Source organism: Nocardia alba NBRC 108234, from assembly GCF_001612665.1.
GTDB lineage: Bacteria > Actinomycetota > Actinomycetes > Mycobacteriales > Mycobacteriaceae > Nocardia > Nocardia alba.
The window spans coordinates 164768-185481 of the sequence record NZ_BDAX01000010.1; the positions used below are offsets into that span (position 1 = coordinate 164768).

Consider the following 20714-nt stretch of genomic DNA (forward strand, 5'->3'; position numbering starts at 1 on the left):
CTACTGCGTGGCACATTCGGACGACGCGGAGGATGGGGTCAGGGTTTGTTGGACATGGCCGCGATGAGGGAGTTGGGGCGCATGTCGAGCCAGTGGGATTCCACGTAGTGCAGGCAGGAGGTTCGGGGGGCGGCGCCGAAGGCTACCGACCAGCCGCCGGGGACGGCGGCGAAGGTGGGCCAGAGGGAGTGTTCGCCTTCGGAGTTGACCAGGACGTAGAACTGGGCGTTTTCGTCGTCGAACGGGTTGGTCATGGCGTGGCCTTTCCGAGGAGGGTGCCGAGGTGGGCTAATGCCGCTGGGGTGCCTTCGATTTCGTGGTGGGCGAGCTCGCTCGTGCGGAACAAGCGGTCGGCGTGGGTGCTCGCGGGTGCGAAGAGCGGGGTGAAGTCGGTGGTGGTGATGCCGTAGGCGGTGATGAGCGCGGCTAACCGGGTGGGGTCGGGTGGTTCGGTGAGGACCAGGGTCGCGCCGACTCGCAGCGGGAGCAGATAGCCGTGCCAGGCGGTGGCGTCGCCGGTATGGGATTGGTGCAGATAGACATCGCGGGTGGTGAGCCGGTGCCGGGCCTGCATCGCGGTGACCCGATGCACGGCGGCGGCATGGCTGATGGTGACGCTGTGCGTCGCGCCAGGGGGAAACAGCACCAGGGCGGGTTGCTGCGGCAGGATCGGGACGCGATGTTCGCCGCGCGCGATGGGTTCGCTGGAATAGCTCGACAACCTCGCCCGGTCGACCGTCACCGTCGGGATGTCGTAGGTGCCGAGGTGTTCGCGGGCGGCGATGGTCAGGGCCAGTGCCGGATTGACGATCGGCGGGAGCCGGCGGTCGTCGGTGTCGATCGGCACCACGGTCCCGCCGGCTTTGAGGACGGCGTAGGTCGCGACCACGAACTCCACCGAGCGCGGGATATCCACGAGCACGGACGATTCCGGGCCGATGCCGAGCGCGATCAGATATCGGGCCAGCTGGTTGGTGCGCCGGTCGAGGTCACCGTAGGTGATGATCGAGGTCGGGCCGTCGGTCGGCGCATGGACGACGGCCGGGTCGAAAGGGGTGGCGGCGGCCTGTGCTTCGAACTCGTCGAGCAGCAGTTCGTCGACGAGCCCGGTCGGGCGGGCCAACGGCGCGTCATCGACGCGGCCGACGAATTCGATCTCGGCGGTCCAGGCATCGCCCGGTGGTCTGCGGCGCACGAGGTCGCCGGTAGCGAACATGCGGTCCTCCACCGGACCGACGGGGTTCGCGAGGAAGGTCGCCGCGGTGGCCTGTCGGCCGACATAGCCTCGCGCCAATTGCACACCGGAGACGTAGAGTTCGCCGATCTCACCATCGGCGACCGGGCACAGGTGCTCGTCGAGGATCAGCAGTTCGACATCGTCGGCGGCCGATCCGAACGGGACCACCTCCAGGTCGGCCCCGGTCACCTCGTGCGCGACGAACTCGCCCGCGGTCTCCGGCCTGCCGTAGACGTGCCACAGGGTCGCACCGCTCACGGCGCGCAGCGCGGCGGCGGTTTTCGCGAGCAGCGGCCCACCCGAGCCGAGCACCACGCGCAGCGAGTCCAGACGCTGCTCGGCATCGGGTAGCGCGGCCAGCTCCGCCAGTTCACTGTGATCGAAACACGCTGCAGTTACCTGTGTTTCGGCGATCGCGTCGGCGAGCACGGCCGACGGCGAGACCACCAGCGTCGCGCCGGTTTGCAGCGCGAGCAGCATCTGCCCCACGGCCGACTGTCCGGCCAGCGGTGCGTGCCAGAGCACGGTGTCGCCGGCACCGATGCCACAGAGGCGTTGGCGCCAGTTCGAATTCGCCTGTGCCGCGCGATGCCCGACGACGACGGCGGTCGCGGCGACCACATCCACGACCAGGTAGGCGGGGTTGTCCGCGCTCGGCCCCGGTAGCTCATCGGGGGTCACATCGACGGTGGCGTCGGTGTGCAGAACCGGGAATCCGGCGGGGCGCGGTGTCGCGTCGCTGGTGAGGATCAGGGCGGCGCAGGCCAGGGCGGCAGTGTGTCGTTGCAGGTCGGCGGGACCCGCCGGGTCGAGGAGAACGAACGCGCCGCCCGCGGCGAGCACCGCGTGCACAGCGACCACGAGTTCGGCCGAACGCGGAAGCGACACCGCGACGGTGGTCTCGGGGCCGACACCGTGCTCGAGCAGCGCCGCGGCCAGCGCGTCGACGCGCTCGGCCAGTTCGCCGTAGGTGAGAGCGATGTCGCCGTCGCGCACCGCGAGGGTGTCGGGTTCGCGCTCGGCGTAGGTGGAGAAAGCGGCGAGCAGAGTCGCCGGGTCACGTGGTCGATCACCGTCCAGGTCACGCAGGAGCGCGGCGAGGGTGGCGGCGGTCGTGACCGAATCCGTGTGCGACATCAGAGTTGTCCTTCCGAGTCGTCAACCGACGCTGTCTCGGCGATTACCGCGGCAGCATCGGTCACCAGTGTTTGCAGAGTCGAAGTGAGACCGGCCGCGCCGAGTGCGGCGAGCACGCCGGGCACGAGGCCGGCCAGCGCGACGTTCACCAACGCCTCAGGTTTCATCTTCGCGCCCATCGCCCTGCTCACCGCGGTGAGTTTGGCGTCGAGTGCTTCATAGGAGATGGCGTGCTCGCCGTGGGTGAATGCCACGGTCGCCGGCGCGAGCCGAGCTGCCGAGCCGACGAGGCCGGGCAGATCGGCGATTGTGTAGGTGGCTGGGGTCTTCTCGGCATCGGTGCGCAGGTCGATCGCGCGGACCACCACAGCTGGATCGGCGGCGACGGTGGCGAGGATCTTGTGGAATCGGTCGGCCATGGTTCGGACCGTCGACGCGTCGAACAGGTCTGTGGCGTAACCGAAGTGGACGTCGAGGCCGTCTACGGCGCCGTCGGAGCCGTAACGTTGCAGGGCGGTGAGGTGCAGGTCGAATTTGGCTTCGGTGAGTCCGGGGTCCATGGCTCGCACATGTAAGCCCGGTAGCTCGATACCGCCCGGCGGCATGTTCTGGAAGGTGAACATCACCTGGAACAGCGGGGTATAGGCGCCGGTGCGGGTGCGCCCCATGGCATCGACCACCTGCTCGAACGGGACATCGGCGTGCGACAGCGCGGCCAGGTCGCGACGCTTCGCCTGGGCGAGCAGGTCGGTGAACGGTGCGCGGGCGTCGACCTCGGTGCGCAGGGCCACGGTGTTGACGAACATGCCGACGAGGTCGTCGAGTTCGCGGGCGCCGCGACCGGAGACCGGCGCGCCGATGGTGATATCCGCACTGCCGGATTGTTTGGCGAGCAGCACCGCGAGGGCGCTGTGGATCAGTGTGAACAGGGTGGTCGCGTTGGCCCGCGCCACCTCGTCGAGGCGACGAGTGAGCGTGGCGTCGATCTCGAATTCAATTGTCGCACCGCGCATTTCACGGCGGGCGGCGCGTGGCCGGTCGGTCGGCAGCACCAGCATCTCTGGTGCGCCCGCGAGTTCGCTGGTCCAGTAGGTGAGCTGCTCGGTGAGCACGCTGTCGGGATCGGACGCGGAGCCGAGCAGCTCGCGCTGCCAGGCACTGAAATCGCCGTACTGGATGTCCAGTGGCGCCCAGCCGGGTTCGCTGCCCTGACCGCGAGCGACATAGGCCCGCACCAGATCTCGGGTCAGTGGGTCGATCGAGTACCCGTCGGCGCTGATGTGGTGCACCACGACGACGAGCACGTGGTCGTTGTCGCCGAGACGGTAGAGAACGACCCGGATCGGGGGCGCGGCGGTGATGTCGAAAGGCTGCGCGACCAGCGCCGCGATCCGGCTTTCGACATCGGCGGGCGCGACCGGGATGGGGGTGAGATCGACAGCGGCGGACCAGGCGGGCATCACCTGCTGGACCGGGCCGTCGGCGGTGTCCGGGTAGCGGGTGCGCAGAGTGTCGTGGCGCGCCAGGAGGTCGGCGACAGCCGCCTGCATGGCCGGTAGGTCGAGCTCGCCGGTCAGGCGGATGGCGGCCGGGATGTGATAGGCCGAGGACTGGGGCGAGAGCTGGTGCAGCACCCACATGCGTTGCTGCGCGGGCGAGAGAACGGCGGGACCCGCGCCGGTGCGCTTGGCCAGCGGGGGGCGGGCGCTCCCGCGATCGGCGGTGACCAGGTGTGCGGCCAGCGCGCCGACTGTCGGTGCGTCGAAGACCGCGGCTACCGCCACGTGGACCCCGAGCGCGGCGCCGAGGCGCGCGGCCAGGCGAGTCGCCATCAGCGAGTTGCCGCCCAGGGCGAAGAAATCGTCGTCGAGCCCGGCGCTCGCGCAACCGATCACCTCGGCGAAGGTCTGGGCGACCAGCTGTTCGGTCACGGTGACCGGGGCGCGGAAGGCCGCTTCGGCGAACTGCGGTTCCGGCAGGGCCGAGCGGTCGACTTTGCCGTTGGCGTTGAGGGGCAGCGCGTCGAGCACCACCAGCGCGGCCGGAACCATGTACGCGGGCAGGTCGGCAGCGAGCTGACCCCGCAGGCGGGCGGCGACGGTGGCCTCATCGCCCGGGGTCAGGTCGGCGACCGCCGCATAGGCGATCAGGCGGGAGCCCGCGCGCTCGTCGGTCGTGGCGAGCGCGACGGCGGCCCGGACCTCGGCACAGCGCAGCAGCGCTGTCTCGACCTCGCCGAGCTCGATCCGAAAGCCACCGATCTTGACTTGGAAATCGGCGCGCGCGAGGTATTCGAGGGTGCCGTCGGCACGCCAGCGGACGATGTCGCCGGTGCGATACATCCGCGAGCCGCCGGTGCGGTCCGGCGACGTGGCCTCGGCCGCGAAGGGGTTGGCGACGAAGCGGTCGGCGGTCAAGGACCGGCGTCCGTGGTAGCCGCGGGCAAGCTGGTCACCGGACAGGTAGAGCTCGCCGGAAACGCCGATCGGGACCGGGCGAAGTCGACCGTCGAGGACGTATACGGCGCTGTTCCAGACCGGCGTACCGATCGGCACCACGTGCGTCGAGTGTTGTGCCACTTCGTATTCGGTGATCGAGACCGCTGCCTCGGTGGGGCCGTACAGGTTGTGCAGGACGGCCTCGGTGCCACTGGCGTGGAACGCGGCGGCCGTGGCGGCGGGTAGCGCCTCACCGATGGCGAGGACGGCGCGCAGCGAATCGGGCAGTGCCGGTGCGGTATCGGCGGTGAGGAGCATGGCGACGAGAGAGGGCACCGCGTGCAGGACCGTGACGTGGTGTCGGGACATGATGGCGCGCAGCCGATCCGGATCACGCTCGTCGCCGGGCCGGGTGACGATCAGCGCCCCGCCCGAGCTCAACGGCGACCAGAACTCCCAGACCGAGAGATCGAAGGTGGCGGGGGTTTTCACGAGGACGCGATCGGTGGTGGTCATGGCGAAGCGGTCGTGCAGCCAGGTGAGCTGGTTGACGATCGCGGCGTGCGCCACGCTCACGCCCTTCGGACGGCCGGTGGAGCCCGAGGTGAAGATGATGTAGGCCGGGTGCTCCGGACGCAGCGGGGCGAGGCGCTCGGCATCGGTCACTGGTTCGGTCGAAAGCTCCCGCAGTGCGGAGTGATCCAGTTCGAAGACGGGGATGTCCACCGAGATCGGCAGGCCGTCGGCCGCTGTGGTGAGCACGCACAGCGGAGCCGAGGTGGCGACGATGTAGGCGATGCGGTCGACGGGATGATCGGGGTCGATCGGCACATACGCGCCGCCTGCCCGGACCACGGCGTGCATGGCGATCACGAGGTCGACCCCTCGGCGCATGGCCAGCACGACGGTGCGTTCAGGGCCGACGCCCTCGGCGATCAGGAGCCGAGCGACGCGGTTGACCTGCGCGTCGAAGGTGGCGTAGTCCAGGGATTCGCCGGACGCGTCGTCCACCAGCGCCAGGGCGCTGGGAGTGCGCTTCGCCTGGCGGGCAACCAGTTCGGCGAGCGTGGTCCGCTCGACCGGACGATCGGTGTCGTTCCACGTCCCGAGCAGCGTGGCGCGGTCGGCGCCGAGCAGGTCCAGGTCGCCGACAACCACCTCCGCGGTGGTGGCGACCGATTCCAGGACGCGACGAAGCTGACCGGCGAGACGCTCGGCGGTGTCGGCGTCGAACAGGTCGGTGGCGTATCCGAGCGCCATCTCGATGCCCGCGGGGGCTCCGTCGGCGGCGTAGTTGTCCATGGCGAACAGGTGCAGGTCGAATTGCGCTACACCGGAATCGAATTCGATAGCACTGACAGTGAGCCCGGGCAGTTCCAGCTGTGCGCGCTCGTGGTTCTGGAACGAGTAGCCGACCTGGAACAGCGGGTGCCGTGCGGTGGAACGGGCCGGGTTGAGCACCTCGACCAACCGCTCGAACGGCACATCGGCGTGCGAGAAGGCGGCGATATCGGCGATGCGCGTGGTGGCGAGCAGGTCGGTGAACGGCGCGTCGCTCGCGACCTGGGTCCGCAGGACCAGCGTATTGACGAACATGCCGATGACCTCGTCGAGCTCGGCCTCGCCGCGCCCGGCGTTCGGTGTTCCGACGGCGATGTCCCCGGTCCCGCAGAGGCGGGCGAGCAGGGCCGCGAAGGCCGCGTGCACCACCATGAACAGGGTGGCGCCGTTGTCGCGGCCGAGGGCGGACAGCGCGGCGTGCAGGTCGGCGTCGACCGTGAAGTTCACCGTGTCGCCGCGCAGCGTCTGACGGGCTGGGCGGGGGCGGTCGGTCGGCAGGTCCAGCTGATCGGGAAGTCCGGCCAGCTGGGTCCGCCAGTAGCCGACCTGCCGGGCGGCCAGGGAGTCCGGGTCGGCTTCGTCGCCGAGCAGCTCACGCTGCCACAGCGCGTAGTCGGCGAACTGCACGGCGGGCGGTGCCCAGCCGGGGGCGGTGTCGGCGAGTCGGGCGGTGTAGGCCCGCATGAGGTCGGCGACGAAGGGCGCGATGGACGAACCGTCGGCGGCGATGTGGTGCAGGACGCCGGCGAGCACGAACTCGGTCTCCGACACCCGCAACAGCCGCATGCGCACCGGAATCTCGGTGGTGACGTCGAAGGTGGTCTCGGCCAGTTCGCGAATCGCGGCGGGCAGCGCGGCTTCGCTGATCGCGAGCGGCGAGTCGGTCTCGCGCGGTGACGCTTCGGCGTTCGCGAACAGCGTCGACATCGCGTCGGCCGCCGCGACGATCGACTGCGCGGGTGTGCCGTCGACCTCGGGGTATACGGTGCGCAGCGATTCGTGTCGGGCGACCACGTCGGCCATCGCGGCCCGCAACGCACCGGTATCGAGCGCGCCGCTCAGTCGCAGCGCGAACGGGATGTTGTAGGCCACCGAGGCCCGGTCGTAGCGGTTGAGGAACCACATCCGCTGCTGGGCCGGGGAGAGCGGAAGCAGGTCGGGGCGAGCCCGGCCGACCAGCGCGGGCCGGTCGACCTTCACCTCGGCGTCGATCGCGGCGGCCAGTTCGGCGACGCTCGGCGCCTCGAACAGGGTCCGCACACCCACGCGCCGGTCCAGGGCGGCGCCGACGCGGGCCACGGCCTTGGCCGCCAGCAGGGAGCTGCCGCCGAGGGCGAAGAAGTCATCGTCGGCGCCGACCGGCCGGTCGTCGGCACGGCCGAGCACCTCGGTGTAGACGGCGGCGATGATCTCCTCGGTGACGGTGGCCGGCCTGCGGTAGGCGGTGGTCTCGAAGACGGGCGCGGGCAGGGCCGCGCGATCGAGCTTGCCGTTGACGGTGAGCGGAATGCGCGCCACCGACACGATCGCGGCCGGGAGCATGTGCTCGGGCAGGGTCCGGGCCAGCTCCTTGCGCAGCGCGGCGGTGTCGAGGTGGGTGGACTCGCCGACCACATAGGCCACGATGCGCGGTTCGTCGACGAGATCGGTCCGCACCAGCACCGCGACTTCGCGAGGCGCGATCGAGCTGTGCAGTAACGCCGCTTCGATCTCGCCGAGTTCGATCCGGAACCCGCGCAGATTGACCTGCTGATCGGCACGGCCGAGGTATTCGAGGTCGACGCGCGTGGCACCCGGGATCGCCCGGGTGGCATCGTCGGGCACGACCGTCCAGCGAGCGAGGTCGCCGGACCGGTAGGCAACGGATCCGGCGGGACCGTAGGGGTCGGCGACGAAGCGGCTCGCGGTCAGGTCGGGTCGGCCCAGGTAGCCGCGCGCCAATTGGGTTCCGGAAACGTAGATTTCGCCGGGCACCCCGAGCGGAACGGGTCGCAGACGCGAATCGAGCACGCGCACGGTGAGTCCCGCGATGGCGCCGCCGAGCACGCTGGCGGAACCGGTGTTCGGGGTGATCTCCCGGTAGGAGGCGTGGACGGTGGTCTCGGTGATGCCGTACATGTTCACCAGGCGGGGCGAGTCCGGGTAGCGGGCGAACCAGCCGGCCAGACGTTGCGGTTCGAGCGCCTCGCCGCCGAAGATCACCGTGCGCAGCGCGTATTCGGTGGGTGCCGGCGCGGCCAGGTCGGCGGCGATGAGCTGGTAGAACGCCGAGGGGGTCTGGTTGAGAACGGTGACGCGTTCGGTGCGCAGCAGGTCTCGGAACTGTTCGGGCGAGCGGGAGGTGAAGTAGTCGACCAGCACGATCGAGCCGCCGGACAGCAGAGCGCCCCACAGTTCCCACACCGAGAAGTCGAACGCGTAGGAGTGGAACATCGTCCATACGTCGGACGGGCCGAAATCGAAGTGCCGCGCGGTGTTGTCGAGCAGCGCGATCACATTGGCGTGCGGCACGACGACGCCCTTGGGGCGACCGGTCGACCCGGAGGTGTAGATGACATAGGCGGTGTCGGCGGGGTCGAGCGTCGCGTCGGTCAGGGGTTCGGCGGCATAGCCGGACAGGTCTTCCAGGGCCGGATCGATGACCGGGCCACCGAACCAGTCGTGCGCCAGGCCGGTGTCGTTGTTGGTGATCGCGCACTGCGGACGAGCGTCGTCGAGGACGTATTCGATGCGATCGGCGGGATAGTTGGGGTCGATCGGCAGGTAGCCGCCGCCGGCTTTCAGGACGGCGAGCAGGGCGACCGGCAGCTCGACCGAGCGCGCGAGTGCCACCGCTACCAGCGATTCCGGGCCGACGCCCGCGGCGATCAGTCGGCGGGCGAGGCGGTTGGACCAGGCGTCGAGCTCGCCGTAGGTGAGCGTGCGCTCGTCGGCTTTCACGGCGACGGCGCCGGGATCTAGGGCGGCGAGGCGGGCGAAGCGATCCACCATGGTGTCGGCGGCGGCCACCGATTCGCCGGTGGATGACCAGTCGTGCAGGGTGCGCTGTTGTTCTTCGGCACTGAGCAATTGGATGTCGCCGACCACCACGGTCGGGTCGGCGACGACCGCGGCCAGTACCTGGGTGAAGCGGCGGGCCAGCACCGCGACGCTGCTCTCGTCGAACAGATCTGTGGCGTAGGCGATTTCGATGGCCATGCCGTTCGCGCGGCCGTCGATGTCGTCGAATTCACCGAGGGTGAACTGCAGGTCGAACTTCGCCACGGGGGCATCGAAGTCGACCGGCTTCGCGCGCAGGCCCGCGGCCTCGAGCGCGGGCACGGTGAAGTTCTGGAGGACCAGCGCCACCTGGAACAGGGGGTGGCGGTTGCGGGCTCGCGCCGGATCGACGGCTTCGACGACCTGCTCGAACGGGATATCGGCGTGTGAGAGAGCGTCGAGGTCACCCGCGCGGACGGCATCGAGGGCGGTTTCGAATTCGGCCCTCGGGTCGATCTGGGTGCGCAGGACCAGGGTGTTGACGAACATGCCGATCAAGCCGTCGAGGGCGGCCTCACCGCGGCCCGCGACCGGCGTGCCGATCGCGATGTCGCCGCCGCCGGACAGGCGGGCGAGCAGGACCGCGAGCGCGGCGTGCACCGTGCTGAACAGAGTGGCCTCGTGCTTGCGCGCGAGTTCACGGAGCTCGCTGTGCAGATCGGAGTCGATCTGGAAGCGGTGCACCGCGCCGCGGAAGGTCGACTCGGTGGGACGGGGGCGGTCGGTCGGCAGGTTGAGCTGTTCGGGCAGACCGGCCAGGCCGTGCCGCCAGAACGCCAGTTGCGCGTGCGCTCGCGACGCGGGATCAGTTGCCTCACCGAGGTTCTCGTTCTGCCAGAGGGTGTAGTCGGCGTACTGGACGGGCAGCGGTGCCCAGGCGGGGGCGATGCCATCGCGGCGGGCGGCGTAGGCGGCCATCAGGTCGGCGGCCAGCGGGCCGAGCGAGAAACCGTCGGCGGCGATGTGGTGGACCACCAGGACCAGCACGTGATCGGCGCCGAGCGCGAACAAGGCCGCGCGCAGCGGGATCTCCGCGGTGAGGTCGAATCGCACCGCGGCGCAGGCCAACAGACGTTCGGGCAGTTCCGCCTCGGTGATCGCCGCCGGTCGCAGCGAGATCTCGGTGGTGTCGCAGATCAGCTGTTCGGCGCCGTCGGGCCCCTCGGGGTAGCTGGTCCGCAGGGTTTCGTGCCGGGTGAGGACATCGACGAGGGCGGCTTCGAGTGCGGCGATGTCGAGGTCGCCGGTGAGCCGCAGCGCGATGGGGATGTTGTCGACCGCGTCGCCGATGCCATCGACGTCGGCGAGGAAGCGATTGAGGAACCACATCCGGCGCTGCGCCGCGGACAGCGGAATCCGCTGGGGGCGTTCACGAGTGGTGAGTTCGAGCCGCCCGCCGGTGCCGCGCAGAGCGGCGCACCGGTCGGCCAGGTCGGCCACGGTCGGCGCGTCGAACAGCAGCCGGACCGGGATCTGGGTGTCGAGCGCGGCGCCGAGGCGGGCCGCGACCTGGGTGGCGTTGAGCGAGTTGCCGCCGAGTGCGAAGAAGTCGTCGTCGAGACCGACTTCGCGATCGGCGGGGAAACCGAGCACCGTGGCGAAGGTGGCCGCGACGATGCGAGCGACCTCGGTGGTCGGCGCGCGGAAGGTCGCCGCCTCGAAACTCGGTGCGGGCAGCGCCTTTCGATCCAGCTTGCCGGACGAGTTGAGCGGGAACTCGTCCAGGACCATGAACGTCGAGGGGACCATGTAGGCGGGCAGGGTGCGGATGAGGATCGACTTCACCGCGTCCACATCGACATCGCGCGCGGCGACGAGATACGCGATCAGGGTGTCGTCGCGAACGATCACCGCGGCCTGGGCGATATCGGCGATCCGGGCGAGCACGGCTTCGATCTCGCCGAGTTCGATCCGCAGTCCGCGCAGCTTCACCTGGAAGTCGGTGCGGCCCAGGTACTCCAGCTCGCCGTCCGTCGTCCAGGTGACGAGATCGCCGGTGCGGTACATGCGCTCGGCAGGGGTGAACGGGTTGGCGACGAAACGGTCGGCGGTGAGGTCGGCGCGACCCGCGTAGCCGCGAGCGAGCTGGGCGCCCGCCAGGTACAGCTCGCCGGGGACGCCGACGGGGACCAGCCGCAGGCGGGCATCGAGGACGTAGACCCGTGTGTTGTGCACGGGCACACCGATGGGCACGGTGACGGTGTCGGCGTCGACAACCTCGTGGAAGGTCACGTCGACCGCGGCTTCGGTGGGGCCGTACAGGTTGTGCACAGCCGTCCCGGTGAGCGCACGCAGCAGGTGCGCGGAGGCGGGCGGCAGTGCCTCGCCGGAGGCGAAGACCAGGCGAAGCGACGCGCAGTGCCCGGCGGTCGACGGCGCCGTCTCGCCGAGGTCGACACGTGCGCTCGATGCCTCATGGAGGGCCGCAGCGAAGACCGCGAGCATCGACGGGACGAAGTGGGCGACGGTGATCTGCTCGGCGTCGATCAGCTGCGTCAGGTAGGCGGGGTCGCGGTGGCCGTCCGGGCGGGCGAGAACCAGCCTGGCGCCGATCTGCAAGGGCCAGAAGAACTCCCAGACCGATACGTCGAAGGTGGCGGGGGTCTTCTGCAACACCACGTCGTGGGGGGTGAGACGGTAGGCGTCCTGCATCCACACCAGGCGGTTGACGATGGCGGCGTGCGAGACGACGACGCCCTTGGGCGCACCGGTGGAACCGGAGGTGAAGATCAGGTAGGCGGCGTTGCCCGGCGTCAGCGTGGCGAGACGATCGGCGTCGGCGATCGGTTCGGCCGAGTAGTCGGCGGTGTCGAGTTGCTCGAGGTCGAGAATCGCCGGACGCGCGGTGGTGAGTTCGCCGGCGGCGTCCACCGCGGACAGGTCGAGGGCATCGATCTCGCGGGTCAGCACGCAAACCGGCCCAGCCGCCGCGATCACCGCGGCGATGCGCTCGGCCGGGTGATCCGGGTCGAGCGGCACATAGGCGCCACCCGCGGCGACGACCGCGTACATGGCGACGACGAGGTCGGTCGAGCGGCGCATCCCGATGGCCACGGTGCGGTCCGGGCCGACGCCGATCGAGATCAGCAGGCGAGCGAGGCGATTCACCTCGGCCGCGAACTCGGCGAAACTGCGCGACGTGCCTTCGAAGGTCACCGCGGTGGCGTTCGGGCAGCGTTGGGCCTGCGCGGCGAACAGCGAGGCCAGCGTCATGCGCTCGTCGCTCGGGTAATCGGTGGCGTTCCAGGTGTCGAGTAGGCGGGTGCGCTCGTCGGTGTCGAGGAGGTCGATATCGCCGATCACGACATCGGGATCGGCGGTCACCGTGTCCAGCGTCCGCAGCAGCCGGGCGCCGAAATCGGCGATGGTGCGCGCGTCGAAGAGTTCGGTCGCGTACTCGAAGCGCGCGAGCAGGCCCTCGGCGGTTTCCCGCAGCGTCAGGTGGAGATCGAATTTGGCTGTGTGGGTGTCGATCTCGATCTCCGAGGCGGTCAGGCCCGCGAGTTCGAGTGCGGTGTGGGAGTTGTTCTGGAAGTCGAGCATCACCTGGAACAGCGGGTGCCGGGCGGTCGAGCGCTCCGGATTGAGCACCTCGACGAGCCGGTCGAAGGTGACATCGGTATTGGCGAGGGCGCGCAGGTCACTGTCGCGGACCGTGCCGAGCAGCTCGACGAAGGTGGCGCCGGGGCGGACCGGGGTGCGCAGTACGACGGTGTTGACGAACATGCCGACCAGCTCGTCGAGCGCCTGGTCACCACGGCCCGCGACCGGAGTACCGATCGCGATGTCGCGCTGACCGGACAGGGTGGCGAGGGTGGCGGCGAAGGCGGTGTGCAACACCATGAACAGCGAGGCGTTGGCCCGTGCGCCGATGGCCCGCAGTTTCTCGGTGATCGCGGCGGGCACCGTGAACGCGTGGCGCGCACCGCGGCCCGAAGCCACGGCCGGGCGCGGTCGATCGGTCGGCAGCGAGAGCAGGTCGGGCAGGTCGGCCAGTTCCGTCGACCAGAACGCGAGCTGGCGGGACAGGGCGGAATCAGCGTCGTCCTCGGCGCCGAGCGCGGCGCGCTGCCAGAGGGCGAAGTCGGCGTACTGCACCGGCAGCGGCGTCCACTGAGGTCGGGCCCCCGCCAGGTGGGCGGCGTAGGCCACCATCACATCGCGGGTCAGTGGCGCAACAGACCAGCCGTCGGCGGCGATGTGGTGCAGCACGAGCACGAGGATGTGCTCGTCGGCGGCGGTGTGCAGCAGGTGCAGACGGACCGGGGGTTCGGAGTCCACCGCGAACGGGACGGCGGCCAGCGCGCGGATCCGGCTGTCGAGATCGACGGGGGCGACCGCGTGCGGTTCGAGGGCGATCGTCAACTGGTCGGGCGCGAGCACCTGCTGGAACGGGACGCCGTCGACGGCGGGGTAGCGGGTCCGCAGCGCCTCGTGCCTGGCGAAGACCGCCGCGACGGCGGCGTTCATCGCCGCGTAGTCGATGACGCCGGTCAGGCGGATGGCAGCGGCGATGTTGTCGGCGACCGACGCGGCGTCGAACTGGTTCAGGAACCACATGCGCCGCTGGGCGTAGGACAGCGGAATCTGTTGCGGTCGTTCACCCGCCACCAGCGCGAGCCGGGGCGCGACCGATTCCTCGGCGTCGAGCAGGTCGGCGAGCGCGGTGACCGTCGACGCCTCGAACAGCGACTTCAGCGAGACCGCGCGGCCGAGTGCGGCACCGAGCCGCGACGCCACCTGGGTGGCGACGAGGGAATTGCCGCCGAGCGCGAAGAAATCGTCGTCGGCGCCGATTCGCTCGATCCCGAGCACCTCACCGAACACCCGCGCCACCACGGACTCGGTGCCGACGGCGGGCGCGCGGAAGGAGCGCGCGGCGAACACCGGCTCCGGCAGGGCCGAGCGGTCGAGTTTGCCGCTGGGAGTGAGCGGCAGTGCGTCGATCACCACGAACGCGGAGGGGACCATGTGCGCGGCGAGGGTGCCGCGCAGGGCGGCGGCGAGTGCGTCGACCAGGTCGGCTTCGGCTCGCGCCGCTCGGTCGAGGGCGGGCACGACGTAGGCGACGAGCTGATCGCCACGATGCGTGTCGGCGCGCACCACCACCACGGCCCGGTGCACCGAGAGCTGGGCGAGCAGGGCGGATTCGACCTCGCCGAGTTCGATGCGGAACCCACGGAGTTTGACCTGGTCATCGTTGCGGCCCAGGTAGTCGAGGGTGCCGTCGGGAGTCCAGCGGACCAGATCGCCGGTGCGGTACATGCGCTCGGCGGGGGCCCACGGGCAGGCGACGAAGCGGGCGGCGGTGAGGGCGGCGCGGGAGCGGTAGCCGCGCGCGAGCTGGGCACCCGCGACATACAGCTCGCCCGCGACGCCGACGGGCACCGGCCGCAGCCGGGAGTCGAGGACCCACTGGCTGATGCCGCGCAGCGGCGTACCGAGGGTCAGCGGGGTATCGGCGGTGAGCGGGGCGCTGATGTTGGTGGCGACCGTGGTCTCGGAGGGGCCGTAGGCGTTCACGAACGCGCGGGGTACGGGCCCTGCGGTCCAGCGGGCGATCAGGTCGGGCGGGCAGGCTTCGCCGCCGACCATCACCATGCGAAGGGCGTCGAGCGGGGCGGGGTCGAGCACGGCCAAGCCGGACGGCGTCATCAGCGCGTGCGTGACCCGCTGCTCCGAAAGCAGCTGGGCCAGTTCCGCTCCCACGTGTCGCCCGGGCGGGGCGATCACCAGGGTCGCGGCGGAATCCACCGCGAGCAGCAATTCCATCACCGAGATGTCGAAGGACGGGGAACCGACCTGCAGGACCCTGGCGTCGGCGGCGCCGAACATACGCGCCGTTTCCTCGGCGGCGAAACCGGCGATACCCGTCTGGGTGACCAGCACGCCCTTGGGCGCGCCGGTGGAGCCGGAGGTGTAGATGACGTAGGCGAGGTCCTCGGCGCGCAGCGGGCGCACACGGTCGGCGTCGGTGACAGGATCGCTGGAGCGCCCGGCGCATTCGGCCATCAGCTTCAGCTCGTCGAGGACCAGCCAGTCGATCGGGCCGGGCAGCGCGGACTGTGACTCGGACACTGTAAGACCCAGTCGCGCGCCGGAATCGGTCACCATATGGGTGATCCGATCGAGCGGGTAGCTCGGATCGACAGGCAACCAGGCGGCGCCGGATTTGGCGATCGCCCACACCGCGAGAACGGACTCGATGGAACGGGGAAGACCGACGGCGATCACGTCGTCGGGTCCGACGCCGCCGTCGATGAGGACTCTGGCCAAGCGTGACGACGCCCGGTCGAGTTCGCGATAGGTCAGGGTACGGTCACCGTCGGTGACGGCCTCGTGATCCGGTTGTGCCGCGACTGCCGCGGCCAGCAGGTCGGGCAGCAGGCCGGTGGCGGTCACCGGTGCGCCGCGCATCCCGGTGAGCTGGGAATGTTCGGATTCCGACAGCAGCGGCAGGTCACCGACCGCGGTGTTCGGAGCGTCGACGGCCGCGGCCAGTAGTCGCACGAAACGATCACCGAGAGCATGCATCTCGGGCTCGTCGAACAGGTCGGCGGCGTAGAGGGTGACGGCGTCGATGCCAGCGGGTTCGCCTGCGGCACCACGGCGTTCGGCGAGGGTGAGGCCCAGGTCGAACTTGGTGATGTCGAGCTCGATCTCGCGCACCGTCACCGCCGAGCCCGCCAGCTCGAAGGTCGTGTCGAGGGCGGCCTGGAAGTTCAGCGCCACCTGGAACAACGGGTGCCGGGCGGAGGAACGGGCCGGGTTGACGACGTCGACCAGACGATCGAAAGGGACGGTGGCGTGCGCGAAGGCGGCCAGATCGGTTTCGCGGGTGCGCTCGAGCGCGTCGATGAAGCTCGCGGCGGGGTCCACCTCGGTGCGCAGCACCAGGGTGTTGACGAACATGCCGATCAGGTCGTCGATGGCGCGGTCGCCGCGACCGGCGACACCGGTGCCGATGGCGATGTCGGTGGTGCCGGACAGGCGCGCGAGCAGCACCGACAGCGCGGTGTGCACAACCATGAACAGCGAAGCGCCCGCCTGCTGGGCCAGGTCGGCGAGTCGGCGGTGCAGGTCGGCGTCGATGGCGAAGGCGACGCGTGCGCCGCGTGCGCTCGGCTCGACCGGTCGTCTGCGGGCCGAGGGCAACTCGAGCTGGTCGGGCAGACCCGCGAGAGTTCGCTCCCAGAAAGCGATTTCGCGGGAGGCCAGCGACTGCGGATCGGTTTCGGCGCCGAGCAGCTCGCGCTGCCAGAGGGCGTAGTCGGCGTACTGCACGCGCAGCGGCGACCAGGTCGGCTCGGCGCCGTCGGTGGCGGCGCGATACGCGGTGAGGACATCGCGAACGAGCACCTGCAGCGAAACACCGTCTGCCGCAATATGATGCAGCACAACAGCCAGGACACACTCCCCCGCCGCGGCGCTCGATCGCCGCGGTGCCGAGTTGTCCACAGTTGTGTCGGCGGCCTGCGCGACCACGAAAATACCCGCACGCAGCGGTGCTTCGCGTTCGAGATCGAATCCGGCTCGCGCGAATCGGGTCAGCTCCGCGTCGAGGTCGGCGTCCCGCACCTCGACGGGGTCGCCGATGCGGACCAGCCCGGCATCGCACACGACCTGCTCGGCTACCTCACCGCCCGGTGTATCGACCGCCGGGAACACGGTGCGCAGCGTCTCGTGGCGTTCGACCACCGCGTTCAAGGCCGCGACCAGGGCCGGCAGATCGGCGGTGCCGCGCAGCCGGATGACGAACGGCATGTTGTAGCCGGGCGCCGCGGGATCGAAGCGATTGAGGAACCAGATCCGTTGCTGCGCGGGCGAAAGCGGGATCAGCGCCGGGCGGGGCCCTGCGGTGAGCACCGGGAGCTGGGCCGAGGCGCCGGCGTGGTCGCGATCGGCCACGGCGGCGGCGAGACGGGCGACGGTGCTCGCGCCGAACAGATCGCGCACGCCGAGGCGGCAGCCGAGATCGGCGCCGAGGCGGGCCGCGACCTGGGTGGCGACCAGGCTGTTGCCGCCGAGGGCGAAGAAGTCGTCGTCGCGGCCCACCCGATCGAGGCCGAGGACCTCGCCGAACACCCTCGCCACCGCGTGCTCCACCGGGCCGACAGGTTCGGCGTAGGCGACGACGGTGCGGGTGGGGGCGGGCAGCGCCTTGCGATCCAGCTTGCCCGACGCGTTCACCGGCAGCGCCTCGAGCAGCACGAACGCCGCGGGCACCATGTAGGCGGGCAGCGCGCGCAGCGCCGTCTCACGCAGCTCGTCGATCGACACCGAGCCCGGTTCGGCTTCCACGACATAGGCGACCAATTGCTCGCCGACGCCCGCGTCGTCGCGAACCAGCACCACGGCGCGCGCCGTGGAGTCCACGCTCTCCAGCACGGCCTCGATCTCGCCGAGCTCGATCCGCAGGCCGCGCAGCTTCACCTGAGAATCGGTGCGCCCCAGATACTCCAGCTCACCATTGGTGGTCCAGCGAACAAGGTCGCCGGTGCGGTACATCCGCTCACCCGGCAGCGGATGCGACGCGGCACTGCCGGACCCGGGGTCGGTGACGACTACCGCGGGCGCGGCGACGAAGCGTCCGGCGGTGAGCGCTGGACCTGAGACATAACCCCGGGCGAGCTGTACCCCCGACAGATACAGCTCACCCGAAGCCCCGACCGGAACAGGCCGCAGCCGTGAGTCGAGAACATGGAGCCGGGTGTTGAACACCGGCGCGCCGATCGGCACCGAGACCCGGTCGCTGTCGTTCACCTCGTGGAAGGTGACGTCGACAGCGGCCTCGGTCGGGCCGTAGAGATTGTGCAGGCGGGCGCCTGTCAGCAGCCGCAGTCGCTGGGCAGGCGCGGCGGGCAGTGCCTCGCCGGACGCGAAGACCAGTCGCAGCGATGTGCGCTCGGCGATGTCCTGTTGGGCCAGAAAGACTTCGAGCATCGACGGGACGAAATGCGCTACGGTGACGCCATATTCGCTGATGACTCGGCGCAGGTAGCCGGGGTCGCGGTGCCCGTCCGGCTCGGCGAGCAGCAGGGTAGCGCCGATCTGCAAGGGCCAGAAGAACTCCCACACCGAGACATCGAAGGTCATCGGCGTCTTCTGCAGCACCACGTCGACACCGTGCAGGCGGTAGGTGTGCTGCATCCAGACGAGACGGTTCACGATCGCGGCGTGCTCGACCGCGACGCCCTTGGGCAGACCGGTGGAGCCCGAGGTGAAGATGACGTAGGCGCGATGGCCGGGGCGCAGCGGCGCGGTGCGGTCGGCGTCGGTCAGCGGAGCGTCGTCGTAGTCACTCAGTTCGAGGGCGTCCACGGCCAGCACCGCCGGCCCATCATCAGCCACGCCGGACACGCGGTCACGGGTGGTTGTGAGCACGGCGGCCGGTGCGGCGGTCGCGAGGATGTGCGCGATGCGCTCGGCCGGATGATCCGGATCGATCGGGACATAGGCCGCGCCCGCCGCGAGCACCGCGTACATGGCCACCACCAGCTCGGGCGAGCGCCGAATGCACAGCGCCACCAGCGATTCCGGTCCGATGCCGTCCGCGCGCAGCCGCCGGGCCAGCCGATTGACACGCTGAGCCAACTCGCGATAGGTGAGGGTGGCGCCCTCGGTGCCCGACGACGTCGCCATCCGCACTGCCACCTCGTCGGGGGTACGCGCGACCTGGGCCTCGAACAGGGCGGGCAGCGTCGCCACCGGGACCGAACGCTCGGCCAGCGCGGCGTCGACATCGAACCGGGTGGAGTTCCAGATCCGGGTGCTGACCTGCAGTTCCAGCTCGGTCGCGACCTCGATCGCGCTCAGCGCGGTGGCCAGGTCGGTCGCGGCGAGTCGCTCGAGGAAACCGAGGAAGCGGGCATGGTGCCTGGCCAGGGTATCGGCGTCGTAGAGGTGCGGGTTGGCCTCGAAATCCACGTGCACTCGGTCGCGGTCGCCGTAGTAGACGTTGAGGCTCAGGTCCTCGATCGGACCGGTGGACAGCACCCGGTAGCGACCGGTGGTGGTCCCGAGGGTGAGGTCACTCTTGAACAGCATGAAGTTGGCGAGCGGGCCGAACAGCGCGCGCCGAGCGGGACGCCCGTCGTCCTCGGCGTCGCGGCGGATGTCCTCGGCACGGTAGCGCTGATGACGCAGCGCACCCGCCACCTCGACCCGGGCCGCGCGCAGCAGTTCGCCCCAGGTGGCGGGTGAGCCCGCCGCGCCCGTGGGCAGTCGCAACGGCACGATATTGGACAGCATCCCCGCCGAGCGGCGCATGACCGCGGTGGTGCGGGCGGTGACGGGCAGGCTCAGTACCGCGTCCGGTCGGTCGGTGAGGCGGCCGAGGTAGGCGGCGAAGGCGGCGAGGAGCACCGCGGAGATCGTCGAATCATCGCTGGCGGCAATGGTTTCCAGCCGGTCGACCAGTTCCTCCGACAGCCGCCCGCCGGTCACCAGGTTGATCGCCGATCGTGGTGCGGTGCGGCCGTCGAGCGCGGTGGGGCTGTCGAGGCCGGCGATCCGCTGAGCCCAGTGCTCACGATCGCCGACGAAGCGGGTGCTCTCGCGGTAGCGCTGTTCGCCCTCGACCAGCGCCGACAGCTCGCCCGGAACGACCTCGCGTGCCTGGGTACCGAGCATCCGCGCGGTGTAGAGCTCGGCGATGCGCTGGGAGTTGGTGAACGCGCCGTACCCGTCGAGCACGATGTGGTGGCCGCGCAGATACCAGAACCAGCGGGCGTCGCCGACGCGCAGCACCGCGCCCGCCACCAGCCGGTCGGTGAGCAGGTCGATGGGGGCGCCGAATTCCGCGCGCATCCATTCCTGTGCGGCGGCCACGGGATCGTCGTGGTGGCGCAGATCGATCAGCGGCAGCTCCTGCTCGACCGCGATCGTGTGGTCGACGTACTGGTGCGGGACACCGTCGAACTCGCCGATGCGCACCAGCGGCGACCCGTAGACATGCGCGGCCTCGGCCGTAACCTGCTGCAGCACAGCGGCATCGAGCTCGCCGACGATGTCGACGTACTGGGCGATGGTGATCGGGACGTCGGGGTCGAGCAGCTGTGCGTACCAGACACCGAGCTGGGCCGGGGTCAGCGGAAAAGGCAGACCGACGACCCGCGCTTCCTGTGGTCGCGCACTGAATCCACCCAACTCCGTACCGTGCACCAGAGCCTCCTCGAATCGCGAAAGAACAGCAGATCGAATGTTTTCGGGCAGCACGAATACACCTCGCGCAGCGAAAGATTCGATATGAACGCGGTGGGCGTGACGCCACACTCGCGCAAAGATCCCCGACAGATCATGTGGACGAGAACGACGACCGAGGGGGTCGCCGAGGCAACAGACGAGATGTCCGTCGCGGGTGCCTAGCTGTAGATCGTTCCTCCAACGGCTTTGTCAGTTACATCACATGGGCGCCTGTCCATGCAGTGCCGACAGTAAGCCCTAATTTAATAAAAAGGTACTTTTTCAGCTAAAAAATTCGGTCAGTCGTCCAGTCCGTACTGACGAGTACCCACGACCGG

General features: G+C 70.0%; 3 protein-coding genes. All 3 read right to left on the bottom strand.

What is annotated here, in order from left to right:
• Positions 1–38: 38 nt before the first annotated feature.
• Genes NA12_RS13320 through NA12_RS13330 form a run of 3 tightly spaced genes read right to left on the bottom strand, consistent with a single transcriptional unit; the run spans position 39 to position 20355 of the window.
• The gene (locus NA12_RS13320; RefSeq protein WP_067449635.1) at positions 39–254 is read right to left on the bottom strand and encodes an MbtH family protein; all 216 of its coding nucleotides are present in this window, start codon (positions 252–254) and stop codon (positions 39–41) included.
• On the bottom strand, positions 251–2374 hold the full coding sequence (locus NA12_RS13325) for an AMP-binding protein (protein WP_067449636.1): 2124 nt from the start codon (positions 2372–2374) through the stop codon (positions 251–253). The genes NA12_RS13320 and NA12_RS13325 overlap by 4 nt, the downstream gene beginning before the upstream one ends.
• Positions 2374–20355, bottom strand: a complete 17982-nt coding sequence (locus NA12_RS13330; RefSeq protein ID WP_243654738.1) for a non-ribosomal peptide synthase/polyketide synthase — start codon at positions 20353–20355, stop codon at positions 2374–2376. The genes NA12_RS13325 and NA12_RS13330 overlap by 1 nt, the downstream gene beginning before the upstream one ends.
• Between the last annotated feature and the right edge of the window lie 359 nt (positions 20356–20714).

What these genes read in the sequence shown, in the direction of transcription:
- NA12_RS13320 (WP_067449635.1), bottom strand. Translation starts at nt 254, where the DNA reads ATGACCAACCCGTTCGACGACGAAAACGCCCAGTTCTACGTCCTGGTC.
- NA12_RS13325 (WP_067449636.1), bottom strand. Translation starts at nt 2,374, where the DNA reads ATGTCGCACACGGATTCGGTCACGACCGCCGCCACCCTCGCCGCGCTC.